This is a genomic window from Alitiscatomonas aceti (genome assembly GCF_025567195.1).
GTDB lineage: Bacteria > Bacillota > Clostridia > Lachnospirales > Lachnospiraceae > Alitiscatomonas > Alitiscatomonas aceti.
On the sequence record NZ_JAOQJF010000004.1, the window covers coordinates 21357 to 33598 of the forward strand.

The following is a 12242-nucleotide window of genomic DNA, read 5'->3' on the forward strand; positions in this document are numbered from 1 at the left end:
GGAAGGAGAATCAGAGATGTTTGAAAAATTCGGGGAATTTGACAGTGCTGAAGAGATAAACCGGGCAGCAGAGGCCCAGAAGCGGGAAGGTGATACTGAGGCTGTCCTTGTGATCGCGGAGGAAAACGGAATCGACCGGGAGGACGCAGAGGATTTTCTGGATGGAATCGTTCCGGAACTTGCCAGCCCTCTGATGGCTGCCATGGGAAAACTCCGGGTAGAGGAAGCAGACCTGGAGCCGGAAGGAATCATGAAAGACTGGCTCTCTTATATACAGATCCAGTGTACGGAAGACGAAGGAATGGCAAAAGCCGTGCGGAGAAAGGGAAAGAGCCTGAAGAAATGCATCGGGGCCCTGCTTAAATGGAGTTTTGAAAATGCCAGGGAGATCAACAAGGAGGTGGCCGGGTATGCAGGTATCCCGAAAAATGTCCGGGTGACGCTCGGGATCCCGGATATGGGGACTGCAAAACGGATAATTATGGAGTATTACGGATCATGATTGTATACAAAGGAATGCGGGGAAATATGACGTGTACCATGGGGAAGGGAATATACCAGTATGAGGTCGGGAAAACGTACAGGGAGGAGCAGTCAAAGGCTGCAAACACCGGTTTCCACTCGGTCGAAAACCCGCTGTATGTCCTGCACTGGTACGGGACAGGAGACAGCCGGTATTTTATGTGCGAAGCAGGCGGAAGCATTGATGAGGCGAAAGAGGACAATAAGATCGCCAGCACCGAACTGACAATCTTAAAGGAACTGACCATCAAGGAACTGGCCGGCCACGGGATGATGTGGATGGTCAACCATCCATCCAGGGCATGGGAGCATGATATCTGTTGCTGTCAGGTCAGAAAAGACCAGGCAGAAATGAAATTGAAAGGCGGAGTTGCCATAGCCAGAGGGGAAAATCCCAGGGTGCGCGGTGTGGCCGGAGCTGTCCTGGGACTGATCCGGGAGGAGGAAGGGGTGATAACCGGGGCCAGGCTGCTCGAAGTAACTGGGGGTGTCCGGCCATGGACATGGTATGTCCTGGATGGGGATACGCCCAGAGAAGAAAAGGAGACGGGGAAACATGAAGAGGAAATTGGTCATGCAGCAGAAGCCAATATGGCCGAAGGAAGCGAATTGGAAAAGCCAGATCACAGCCCAGAAGGCAGGAGATATCCTGATCCTGGACTGGTTTAAAAAAGAAAAATGGAAGGGGCGTCATTGCCTGAACTGCACATCCGGAGAGTATGAAGCCTATGATCCGGAAACGGGAGAGTGGACCAGGGACAAGCTGGAAACGATGCTGAATGAAAGAAAAAACTGGTATTATTGCGGGATCTTGCCAGATACGCACATCGACAGCAAATTTAAGCCTGTTATCGTAAATACCATGGACTTGAAACCAACCACATCATCTCTGTTGCGGGAAATCCAGTGGAAGGAGGATGAATACTCCAGGGATAAAAAACAACGGGCATATTATAAACGGGTACGGCGGATTGAAGAACTGATGGCACAGGTCCCGGATCTGCCAAAGGAACTTGAAGACGGGAGCTGGCTGCACCGGCTCCTGGATCCGGATGGATATTATGCTTTTTACAAAAAAGGGGAGCTGACAGGGAAGACGTGTTGCTCCGAAGAAGCAGAGCCATATAGAGAGGATGGAGGAAAAAAGATCCGACATAACGATATACTGGTATGCCCGGCCTGCGGGAAGCGGCTGACAGCCAAGACCAGAACCGATGCGGTCTGGAAAAAATGCCGGATCCATGTGCTCCAGAAGATAGACGGAGAAAAGAGCGTGGCAAGGCACTTTACAGCCGAGTTACAGCAGAGGGGAAGTAAGATAACATCCTTTATGGACGAACAGGTACGGCTGATCCTGTACCGGGATCCCGCGAAGAACTGTAGAATCTATTACCAGATCGCCAATATGAACCGGTATGAGGACTGGTGGGACCAGAATCCGGAAGGCCGGCACATAACAACATGTTATCTATATGACAAAGGCATATCAGAGGCATTGGAAGGGACCAAGTACAGTGACTGCAGCAGGATCTTTGAGCGAATGGCGGCCGATGGATTTCTGGCAGACTATAACATGATCATGCGGTGGTCGAAAGATTATGCAGGCCCGCTGGAATATCTCTACAAAGGACGGTTTTATCGCCTGGCAAAGGATATGGTGGACAACATATCCGGATATAACGGAAGTTATTGCGGAAAGGGCTTAGATCCATTTGGGGAAGATATCCATGAGATATTCGGCCTGGAAAACTGGCAGAGGATCAACCGGATCCGGGATATGGATGGAGGAGAAAAAGAACTCCGGTGGCTCCAGGAGGAAGAGGAGAGCGGGGAGAAGATCAGCCAGGAAACCTTGAAGTGGATGTGTGCATATAAGATCAATCCGAGAGATATCGAGTTTATCCGGGACTTGATGCGGCCGCAGCAGGTCATGAATTATCTGATCAGGCAGAAACAGGAGTCGTATCCTTCATTGGGGTATAAGGAGATCCTGGAACAGTATGCAGACTACATATCCATGAGCCTGGCAGCACAAAAGGATCTGACAGATCCGATGGTGTACCGTCCAAGAGAATTAAAACGGAGACATGATGAGCTGATCGCGTACAAACAGAAAGCACAGATCCTAAAGGACCTGGATAGGGATCCAAAAGGGGCAGCAGAATATGCGGCGCAGATGAACGAGAAATTCCCTGGGGCAGAAGAAGCACTTGCGGAAGCCCGGGAGAAGTATACATATCAGAGCGAGAAGTACATGGTGATGGTCCCGGAAACGCTGATGGATATCGTGCGGGAAGGGAATGCCCTGCATCACTGCGCAGGATCCTCAGAACGGTACTTTGAACGGCTGATGAGTCGAGAAACATGTATATGTTTTCTGCGGCGCGTGGATGAGCCGCAGATCCCATATTACACAATCGAAGTGGAGCCGAATGGGACTGTGCGGCAGAGCCGGACATATCTGGACGAGGAAACCGGGATTGAAGAGATCCGACCATTTTTAAAGGAATGGCAGAAGCATGTGAAAAAGAAACTGAAGGCGAGCGACCTGGAAGCCCAGAAGGCAAGCGCAGAAAAGCGGGAAAAAAACCTGGAAGAGCTGCGGCAGAAAGGAAATACCAGGGTACTGAAAGCCCTGATGGAAGATTTTATGGAGGCGGTGTAGATGGAGGAGCTTGATTTAAAAAAAGAAATGGGAAACCCATGTGTGTCATACCGGGACCTTAAGGTGGCTATGGATGCGGAGATGGGCCGCGCAGCGGAGAGCTTTGTGCGGATCGGATATCTGTTCAAACTGGCCAGGGATACGGAGATCCTGAAAGAATCCGGATACACGGACTATCTGGAATTTGCCAGGGCCGAATACGGCATGGATAAGTCGCAGGTATCCAGGTTTATCAATATCCATACGGAGTTTGCGGACAGAGAGGACCCGACGAAGCTCCGCGCGGAGTACCAGGGATTTGGCTATGCAAAACTGGCCTTGATGCTGACGCTTCCGGACACGGTGATCGAGGAATTGTCCCCGGAGTACAGCAAGGCAGAGATCCAGGCCGTGAAGGATGAGATTGAGGCAGAAAAGCAGGTATCAGACCTGGAGGTACTTGCGGAGCAGGCAGAGGGACCGGAAGAGACAGCCCCGGTGTTTGTCCAGGCAGTCCGTCTGATGCTGGATGGGGACGTGTATCTGCGGCTCAAGATCCGGAAGGCCCTGAAAGAGGAGCGGCAGATGGAGGCAGTCCAGGAGGCCCTGGCGCCGGCAGGAGAATCCATCTATACGGTCAGGATCCCTGGAACCGGAAGGATGATGATATCCATCAAAGGCATTGATCGGGAGATTGCCTTGATTAACGTCCGGAACCAGGAAAAGGAGATGTATCCATGGTCCTGCCTGCTGGAGGAACTGGAGATCTATCTGGAAAAACCGGAAGAAGAGCCAGTTGCACCGGTGCAACCGGAGAAAAAGAAGGCAGAAAAGAAACCGGCCAGGGTTGTCAAAGCAAAAGAACCGAAAAAGCCAGAAAAAGAGCAGAAAAAAGCCGATGAGAAGCCGCAGGAGAAGGCAGCGGAAGCACTGGATACGATGCCGGATGGGGATGGGTGCCAGATGGAGATCGGGGACTTTCCAGAGGTGCTGCCGGATGATTATGTGGTAGCGCATGATGGAAGTGAGGTCCTGGCCAGCGAGCAGGAGAGGATCAGAAACGAGAAGCGGAAATACATCGAGCGGCTGTGCGCCGGAGCATATGCCTACCTGCAGGGCAACCGGGATGCGATCCATGAGGTAAGGATCACCATAGAGGGAATTGAGGTGAAATAAAATGAAGAAAAGTATAGTGGAGCAGAATCCCGCAGAGGAATGTTACCTTTGCGGGTCCCGGGGATATCTGGAGAGGCATCATATCTTTGGCGGGCCAAACCGGAAGCTGTCAGAAAAATATGGTCTGACCGTGCACCTGTGCTGGATGGATCATCAGGATTCCCGGGAGGGCGTCCACTATAACCGGGAAAAGATGCGGAAGCTGCAGAAGATCGGGCAGCAGGCATTTGAGCAGACGTATCCAGGAAAAGATTTCCGGCAGATTTTCGGGAGGAATTATTGAGGCGGAAGATACTGGGGAGGTTGATTTTTTTGCAAAAAGCCACCTGGGCATGACCCGGGTGGCTAAAGATTAAGAAAGGACAGTTAAAAGAGCATCCTGAAGGACTTTGGAACAGTTGATCCCACGTTTATCAGCAAGACCGGCCATCCAGGCCGGAAGAGAAACGTTTTTGCGGACAGCCTTTGTATCAGTCCTGGCACGATATAAGATTGTGTCGGCCTGGATGATCGTAAGGATATCATCTGGGGTATGAGGGATATCTGCCTGTGAAGTTGGAGGCTTCGGACAGATATCCTCATCCTCTAACCCTACAAGACATAGATTCAAAGCATCCGTAATAAGGCTGATTGCCTCTGGGAGGCTGTTTCCAGTCGTAATGCATCCATCAATATCCGGAACCTTTGCATAAAAGATTCCATCAGATTCAGTGATGACAGCAGTGTAAGCATATAACATAAAAGATCACCTCCTTAGGAGCAGGAGTTTCAGTCCCTGTCCTGTTTAATGTTGGCTTCTTTGAAGATATATTTCATATCATTCTCATTGAAGTCATGCCGCTTTACGGGAATTGTCTTTTGAAGTTGGGGATTGTAGTATAGATCATGGTTTGCTCCATGACGTTTAAATACATATCCATTTTTTTCCAGCTCCTTGATAGTGATTTTTCTTGGATGCATGGTAGAACTCCTTTCTCAATCTTATTATACACAAAATTGTGTATAATGTCAAGAATCTAATACACAAAAATACACAAAAACATGAAGGCTGGTGTGATAAATGGAACGATTAACAGAATATCATTGCGGAGTAGCGGTGATCCGAAATAAGGATCGGTTGTCCGAGGCCATGAGTAGGCTGGCGGCCTATGAGGATATTGGACTGGATCCGGTACAGGTAGGAAAACTGGCAGAATTAAGGACAGCGAAAGCGCCTGTGTTGCATAAGAATGAGCGCAGTATAGTGTTTGTTGACTATAAAGACGGACATGGAGAGGCACAGGAACAGCGTAATAACTGGTGGAGGTGTCCGAATTGCAGTGCAATAGTGGGAGAGAGAGTCTTTTTGAGGGGGAGAAGTCATGATCAGAGAAAACGAAGGAGCTGTGAAAAGTGTGGGCAGAAGATTATGTGGTGGGGGAATGAGCCGAACAAACTTTAACACGTTTATTTATGGCAAACCGGCCGGAGGATCCGGAAGGTTTGCGGGCAGCAGGAAAAAGAAAAAAAGGATAAAGAGAGGGAAATAACATGAAAAAGTACATAGGATGCAAATTACTGAAAGCGGAACCCATGACCAGAGGAGCATACAATGAATACCGTGGATGGACTATTCCAGAGGACGAGGATCCGGAGGATCCGGGATATTTTGTCCGGTATCCGGAGGGATATGTAAGCTGGTCGCCCAAGCATATTTTTGAGCAGGCCTATATGGAGGTGAACGATAATAAGGATCTGCCATCTGGAATATCAATCGGCCAGAAGATGGTGGATGAATTTGTCGCGTACACAGAGACGATCACGATGGGGGACCGGACCACGGTGGTCCGGTGTGTGCTCCGGAACGGATTTGAGATCGTGGAATCAAGCGCATGCGTGGATCCGCGGAACTATTCCGAGGAGCTGGGACAGAAAATCTGTATGGAGAAGATCAAGGACAGGATATGGGAGCTTCTGGGATTCCTCCTGCAGACTGCATGGCATGGAATAAGATAGAGAAATAGAGGTAGGGACATGAATGATAATATCGCAAACAGGATCCAGTGCCCATTCTATGTGGCTCATAACAGCGGGACCGGGAATAACATCACCATAACCTGTGAGAGGATCAAGACCAATATGGGATTCAATGTAAAAAACAAGCTCTTTTTTGCTAACCAGAAGCAGCGTCTGGATTTTATGGAGCTGTTTTGCATGGATGCGAAAACCTGTCAGAATTGTCCCTACTACGAGGTGATCTACAACAACAAATACAGGGAGTGTTAAAATGGGAATCGTAAAGGACCTGAGAAAAGAAAAGGAACGCTTGGAACGGAAAGTGAAGGCAGCAGAACATTTACGGAATACCTGGAAACAGGAATACGAAAAAGAAAAGGCCAGAGGAGACCTTCTGGAGATCGTGCTGGCCGCTTCAGTGATCAGAAATGGAGGTGTCCTGGAACTGACCATGGAGGATATAGGTAAAACAGATGGGAAGCTGATCCGTGGGGAACTGCTGGACGGATCGGACGGGAGGATATACAGGTACATTGTCCAGAGTGGGGAGAAATCATAAGGGTGCAGGAATGGGGCTGTAAAAATATAGCCTCATTTCTTTTTTATAGCTAAAATAAAGAAAATGTATTGCATTTTTATTTAAAAAAGAATATAATCGAATTAAGAAAGGGGTGTTTTATATGGCTCAGGCTGTGAATGTGAATTTTAAGCTGGACGCAGATGTAAAAAAAAGCATGGAACAGGTATGCTCGGATCTGGGACTTTCCATGAGCGCGGCATTTACCATATTCGCCAAAAAAGTAAGCCGGGAGAAACGTATTCCATTCGATGTTTCAGTAGATCCGTTTTATTCTGAAAGCAACATTCGTTATCTTGAAAATATTGTACGTGACGTAAAAGCGGGCAAGGCCCATTTTGCTGAGCATGATCTGATCGGGGTGGATGAATGAGACTGCTATGGGAAGACAGGGCATGGAGTGACTATCTGTACTGGCAGGCACAGGATAAGAAAACGCTGAAAAGAATCAATGGACTGATCAAGGACATTCAGAGAAATACTTTTGAAGGCCTCGGGAAGCCGGAACCGTTAAAGGGAAATTTAAGCGGTATGTGGAGCAGGCGCATTGATGATACCAACCGGATCGTTTACTATGAGAAGGACGGTATTGTTTATATTATTTCATGTAAAGGACATTATGAGGATTGAGGACAGGAAGCTGTCCTCTTTTCTTTTTACATGGCGGGAGAAATCCCGTCTTTTTTTGTGCAAAAATAAGGGGAAAGGCAGGTGAGAAAGATGGCCAGGGGCAAGTACCAGGAATGGATTTCGGATCCAGACAAGAAGATTCTGCTGTCCGGATGGGCCAGGGATGGCCTGACGGACGAGGAAATCGCGAAAAACATAGGAATATCGCGGTCTACGCTGTCCGAATGGAAGAAAAAGTATCCGGACATATCGGACACCCTAAAAAAGGGGAAGGAAATCGTCGATAAAGAAGTCGAGGAATCCCTGTTAAAAAAGGCGAAAGGGTACACTGTGAAGCTTAAGAAGACGTTCAAGCTAAAAAAGGTTACCTATGGAGCGACCGGAAGGAAAGAAAAGGAGGAGGAATATCTGGAAGTCGGGGAAGATGAGGTACATATCCCTGCAGATACGCTGGCCATCATTTTCTGGCTTAAAAACCGGATGCCCGACAAGTGGAAAGACCGGAAGATTGAAATGGCCCGGGACTCCAGCGATGGGGAAGGCGGCGGAGGCCTGCTGATCCTGGCCGATGTAGACGACAGTCTGGAGAATGAGGATATGGAAGAGGCAGAGGAGGCGGATCCCGATGGCGGATAGGAGTGTGATCTGGCGGCCGCAGCCGAAGCAGGCGGTCATGATGGCCAGACCGGAATATGAGGCCCTGTACGGTGGAGCTGCGGGCGGGGGAAAAAGCGACTATCTGATCATGGAGGCCCTGCGCCAGGTACATATCCCACATTATAGGGCGATTATCCTGCGTAAGACGTTCCCACAGCTCCAGGACATCATCAGCCGGTCCATGGAGCTGTATCCATATGCGGACAGGAGAGCCAGGTATAACTCCACAGACCACTGCTGGATCTTTTCCTCCGGGGCACGGATCTATTTTGGATCCATGCAGCACAGCCAGGACAAACATAAGTACCAGGGGCGCCGCTACGACTTTATAGGCTTTGACGAGCTGACCCACTTCCAGTACAGCGAGTACAGCTATCTGATCTCTCGAAATCGTCCTGGAGGCCCGGGAACCCGGGTATATATGCGGGCAACAGCTAACCCGGGAGGAGTCGGCCATGGCTGGGTAAAATCCTATTTTATCACGGTTGCAAAGCCTATGACGCCGGTGCGGACCAGATTAAAGATCAAAACGCCGGAGGGGAGTGAACTGATCCAGACACGGACCAGGATCTTTGTCCCCAGTAGCGTGTTTGATAACAAGGAGCTCCTTAAAAATAACCCAAACTATCTGGCCTCTCTGGCCATGCTGCCGGAAAAAGAGCGCAATGCGCTCCTGTACGGTGACTGGGACAGCTTTGAGGGACAGGTATTCGTGGAGTTTACCGATGATCCAGATGGATACGAGAGTCAGGTATATACACATGTGATCGAGCCGTTCCGGATCCCGGCAGACTGGCAGATTTACCGGGGATTTGACTTTGGATATGCAAAGCCGTTTTCCGTGGGATGGCATGCAGTGGACCATGAGGGATGCATATACAGGATCCGGGAGCTGTACGGATGCACAGATACGCCAAACACCGGTATTAAGATCGAGCCGACGGAGATCGCCAGGCAGATCCTGGAGGTGGAGGCAGCAGATCCAAACATCCGCGGCCATAAGATCATCGGGATTGCGGATCCATCGATCTTTGATGAGTCCCGCGGGGAATCCGTTGCGGCGCTGATGGAGAGGAGCCGGGTATACTGGGCCCCCGGAGATAACACGCGGCTGGCCGGGAAGATGCAGTACCACTACCGGCTGGCATTTGATGAGCATGGCCGGTCCATGTTCTATGTGTTTAATACGTGCAAGGACTTCATCCGGACCATTCCGGCGCTTGTATATGACGAAAAGCGGGTGGAGGACATCGACACAACGCAGGAGGACCATATCTATGATGAGTGCCGGTATGTGCTGATGGAGAACCCGATATCACCCCGGAAAAATGAAAGGAAGCATGTACCGCAGGAAGATCCGCTGAACATGCACCAGAAGGAAAAGGAAAATTATTATTTTTACAGGATCTAAAGGAGAGATATGTCAAGAGAAACAGAGGGACTCTGCGTTAAGGATGTGGAGCGTGTCAGGAATTGTGTCCAGATTGGTGACAAGATCCGGATCCATACGCAGAAAACAAATTTACTCAGAGATAAAACATCAAACAAAGCCAATATCAAAAGGATTGGGACTGTGATTGCAAAGTATCCCAGATTTGCCTTGCTAAGGCTGGAGAATGGCGTGATCGATACCATGATGTGGGTCGATCTGCTTGAGAGGAGGATGAGTTGTGATTAAGGATAGCGGAGACCGCACACAGTTTGACACCGGAGCCATCCTGGAGGCCCAGCAGTCCGCACAGGAGCCCCAGGAATACGCAGATGATAAAATAATGGCCGGAGCCGGAGAAACGCGGGGAAAGCCCGTGAGAGCCTTAGAAAGGATCGCAGACGAGGATGCCAAGAAGGCAATGGAGATCCTTCAGAAGTATAAAGAGGGAAAGCGGCTCCTGGATGAACGTGTGCTTGAAAATGAGCAGTGGTGGGAATTTAAAGAGTGGGAGATCTTAAACTATGGGCGGACAGAGCGGAGGGATCCGGAGCCGGTCAGTGCCTGGATGTTTAACTCCATCATCAATAAGCATGCGGATTTTATGGACAACTTCCCGGCTCCGAATATCCTGCCGAGAGAAGAGAGCGACAAAGAGGCGGCCAGGATCCTGAGCAGCGTGGTCCCATGCATCCTGGACCAGTGCGATTATGAGGCAGTCTATAACGCTGAGTGTTGGGACAAGTTAAAGTCGGGAACAGGGGTTTACGGGATATTCTGGGATCCCTATAAAAACGGGATCGGGGACATCGAGATCCGGAACTGCGATGTTTTAAATCTGACCTGGGAGCCCGGAGTGGAGGATATCCAGAAGTCCCCAAGCCTTTTTTACCAGTCCTATGTAGATAACAGCATCATAGAGGCGGATTACCCAGAAATGAAAGGGAAGCTGGGAGATGGGATCCTGTCCGAAATCCCAGATTATATAGGCGAGGGACGGGCTTATACGGAAGGAAAGAGCCTGGTGACAGACTGGTACTATAAAAAGTCAGTCACGAGAATCGACGAAAACGGGATCAAGATCAGAAAAACGGCCGTGCATCTCTGTAAGATCTGCCAGGGAACTGTGCTTTATGCCACAGAAAATGACGACAAAATGCCAGACGGCCTGTATGAGCACGGGCTGTATCCGTTTGTATTTGATACGCTGTTCCCGATCAAGAAATCTCCGGCCGGAATGGGATATGTAGACGTCATGAAGAGCTGCCAGATGTATATCGACAAAATGGGACAGTCCATGCTTAAAAATGCAGTGGCCGGTGCCCGTCCAAGATACATGAGCAAGGACGGCGGTGGGATCAATGAGAGTGAGTATACAGATCTTTCCCGGGATATCGTGCATTATGTGGGGAATCCGGATGATATCAAACCGATTGACCATTATACGCTGGATGGAGCCTATATCAATCTCCATCAGCTCAAGATCGACGAACTGAAGGAAACCAGCGGGAACAGGGACTTTTCCCAGGGATCTACGGCTTCCGGTGTGACCGCGGCGTCAGCAATCGCGGCGCTCCAGGAGGCAGGAAGCAAGCTGTCCAGGGATATGATCAAGACCTCTTACCGGGTCCACAGGGACCTCATCTACCAGGTGATCGAGCTGATCCGGCAGTTTTATACGACGGAGCGGGCCTTCCGGATCACGGGAGATAAGGGACAGGAGAATTTTGTGACATTTGATAATCGGATGCTCCGGCCGGATCCGGTGACCAATGATTTCGGGATCCGGTTAGGAGGCCGGAAACCATATTTTGATATCAAGATCGTGGCCCAGAAGAGCAGTCCGTTTACAAAAATCGCCCAGAATGAGCTGGCCAAAGAGATGTATAACCTGGGATTTTTTAATCCCCAGCTGGCGGATCAGGCGCTCATGTGTGTGGGAATGATGGATTTTGACGGGAAGGAAGAAATTGAACGGAAGATATCTGAGAACGGGACCATGCTCCAGCAGATGATGCAGATGCAGTCCCAGATGGAGCAGATGGCGATGCTGATCGCGGAATCGACAGGGGACACAAGGATCCTGGACGCACTGGCGGCCAGAGGGCAGCAGGTCCCGGGGACGGTGATGCCGGAGGGGACACAAAAAGAAGCCGCAGAGACCGATGCCATGGGAAATCTGTCAAGAAAAAATGAAAATGCCGTGGCGGCCAGGGCGAGAAAACAGGCCGCCACAGCATCAGCGCCGAAAGCATAGGAGGGATATCATGACAATCATACAGCTCAAAAACACACCGGGAGCCTATAAGCTTGTTGCCATCGGCCACGCGGGAAAAGGCGAAGGAGAAAAAGAAAACCTGGTATGCGCGGCAGTATCCATGCTGACACAGGCGCTGGTACAGTTTTGCCGGGAGCGCTCATACCGGGCCAGGGCATACAGCGACCGGATCGGTGAGGGAGACATTTTTTTGAGATTTTTATCCAATGGAGAGGACCTGGAGATATCAGGGGCTTTCCGGCTCCTGGAGACTGGCCTGGACATGATCGAGCAGTCTTACCCCGGCCGGATCCAGATTGTAAAGATCAATGAGGAGTAAGGGGAGAACTGAAAA

18 protein-coding genes are annotated in these 12242 nt (G+C 49.9%); 16 read left to right on the forward strand and 2 right to left on the reverse strand.

Features of this window, described 5'->3' with window-relative positions; translation table 11 throughout:
- The first annotated feature begins 16 nt into the window (after nt 1-16).
- From OCV69_RS02765 to OCV69_RS02785, 5 genes are read left to right on the forward strand one after another with little or no spacing between them, the layout of a single operon-like run.
- Nucleotides 17-502, forward strand: a complete 486-nt coding sequence (locus tag OCV69_RS02765; RefSeq protein WP_158357599.1) for a hypothetical protein — start codon at nt 17-19, stop codon at nt 500-502.
- On the forward strand, nt 499-1191 hold the full coding sequence (locus OCV69_RS02770) for a DUF7666 domain-containing protein (protein WP_262562954.1): 693 nt from the start codon (nt 499-501) through the stop codon (nt 1189-1191). Before OCV69_RS02765 ends, OCV69_RS02770 begins: the two co-directional genes overlap by 4 nt.
- Nucleotides 1079-3187: a PcfJ domain-containing protein gene (locus tag OCV69_RS02775; RefSeq protein ID WP_262562955.1), complete on the forward strand. Its 2109-nt coding sequence runs from the start codon at nt 1079-1081 to the stop codon at nt 3185-3187. The genes OCV69_RS02770 and OCV69_RS02775 overlap by 113 nt, the downstream gene beginning before the upstream one ends.
- Nucleotides 3188-4342, forward strand: coding sequence for a hypothetical protein (locus OCV69_RS02780; RefSeq protein WP_158357596.1), 1155 nt, complete (start codon nt 3188-3190; stop codon nt 4340-4342). It abuts the gene before it with no gap.
- A 1-nt stretch (nt 4343) separates the two neighbouring features.
- Nucleotides 4344-4625 carry a hypothetical protein gene (locus OCV69_RS02785; protein ID WP_158357594.1) on the forward strand — a complete coding sequence of 94 codons (282 nt, stop codon included), beginning with the start codon at nt 4344-4346 and terminating at the stop codon, nt 4623-4625.
- 69 nt (nt 4626-4694) lie between these two features.
- Here the strand turns inward: OCV69_RS02785 and OCV69_RS02790 are convergent, their stop codons facing one another.
- Together OCV69_RS02790 and OCV69_RS02795 are read right to left on the reverse strand one after the other, a co-directional pair.
- Nucleotides 4695-5081: a type II toxin-antitoxin system HicB family antitoxin gene (locus OCV69_RS02790; RefSeq protein WP_158357592.1), complete on the reverse strand. Its 387-nt coding sequence runs from the start codon at nt 5079-5081 to the stop codon at nt 4695-4697.
- A 29-nt stretch (nt 5082-5110) separates the two neighbouring features.
- Nucleotides 5111-5302, reverse strand: a complete 192-nt coding sequence (locus tag OCV69_RS02795; RefSeq protein WP_158357590.1) for a type II toxin-antitoxin system HicA family toxin — start codon at nt 5300-5302, stop codon at nt 5111-5113.
- 401 nt (nt 5303-5703) lie between these two features.
- Here OCV69_RS02795 and OCV69_RS02800 point away from each other — a divergent pair, with 401 nt between their 5' ends.
- The 11 genes from OCV69_RS02800 (at nt 5704) to OCV69_RS02850 (ending at nt 12227) form a co-directional block, all read left to right on the forward strand.
- The gene (locus OCV69_RS02800; protein WP_262562956.1) at nt 5704-5871 is read left to right on the forward strand and encodes a hypothetical protein; all 168 of its coding nucleotides are present in this window, start codon (nt 5704-5706) and stop codon (nt 5869-5871) included.
- A 1-nt stretch (nt 5872) separates the two neighbouring features.
- A complete protein-coding gene (locus OCV69_RS02805; protein WP_158357588.1) occupies nt 5873-6337 on the forward strand; it encodes a Gp49 family protein in 465 nt (154 codons plus the stop codon).
- Nucleotides 6338-6355: 18 nt separating this feature from the next.
- Nucleotides 6356-6607, forward strand: a complete 252-nt coding sequence (locus tag OCV69_RS02810; protein WP_158357586.1) for a hypothetical protein — start codon at nt 6356-6358, stop codon at nt 6605-6607.
- A gap of 1 nt (nt 6608) precedes the next feature.
- Complete coding sequence (locus tag OCV69_RS02815; protein WP_158357584.1) at nt 6609-6896, forward strand: hypothetical protein; 288 nt, start codon at nt 6609-6611, stop codon at nt 6894-6896.
- Between the two features lie 121 nt (nt 6897-7017).
- Entirely contained in the window at nt 7018-7287 is a 270-nt protein-coding gene (locus OCV69_RS02820) for a type II toxin-antitoxin system RelB/DinJ family antitoxin (RefSeq protein WP_158357582.1), read from the forward strand.
- Nucleotides 7284-7544, forward strand: a complete 261-nt coding sequence (locus OCV69_RS02825; protein ID WP_158357580.1) for a Txe/YoeB family addiction module toxin — start codon at nt 7284-7286, stop codon at nt 7542-7544. The genes OCV69_RS02820 and OCV69_RS02825 overlap by 4 nt, the downstream gene beginning before the upstream one ends.
- 90 nt (nt 7545-7634) lie before the next feature.
- A complete protein-coding gene (locus OCV69_RS02830) occupies nt 7635-8180 on the forward strand; it encodes a helix-turn-helix domain-containing protein (RefSeq protein ID WP_158357649.1) in 546 nt (181 codons plus the stop codon).
- Nucleotides 8170-9612, forward strand: a complete 1443-nt coding sequence (locus OCV69_RS02835) for a terminase large subunit domain-containing protein (protein ID WP_158357578.1) — start codon at nt 8170-8172, stop codon at nt 9610-9612. The genes OCV69_RS02830 and OCV69_RS02835 overlap by 11 nt, the downstream gene beginning before the upstream one ends.
- Before the next feature lie 9 nt (nt 9613-9621).
- Nucleotides 9622-9879, forward strand: coding sequence for a hypothetical protein (locus tag OCV69_RS02840; RefSeq protein ID WP_158357576.1), 258 nt, complete (start codon nt 9622-9624; stop codon nt 9877-9879).
- Entirely contained in the window at nt 9872-11887 is a 2016-nt protein-coding gene (locus tag OCV69_RS02845; protein ID WP_262562957.1) for a portal protein, read from the forward strand. The genes OCV69_RS02840 and OCV69_RS02845 overlap by 8 nt, the downstream gene beginning before the upstream one ends.
- Before the next feature lie 10 nt (nt 11888-11897).
- Complete coding sequence (locus tag OCV69_RS02850) at nt 11898-12227, forward strand: ribosomal-processing cysteine protease Prp (protein WP_262562958.1); 330 nt, start codon at nt 11898-11900, stop codon at nt 12225-12227.
- The last annotated feature ends 15 nt before the right edge of the window (nt 12228-12242 follow it).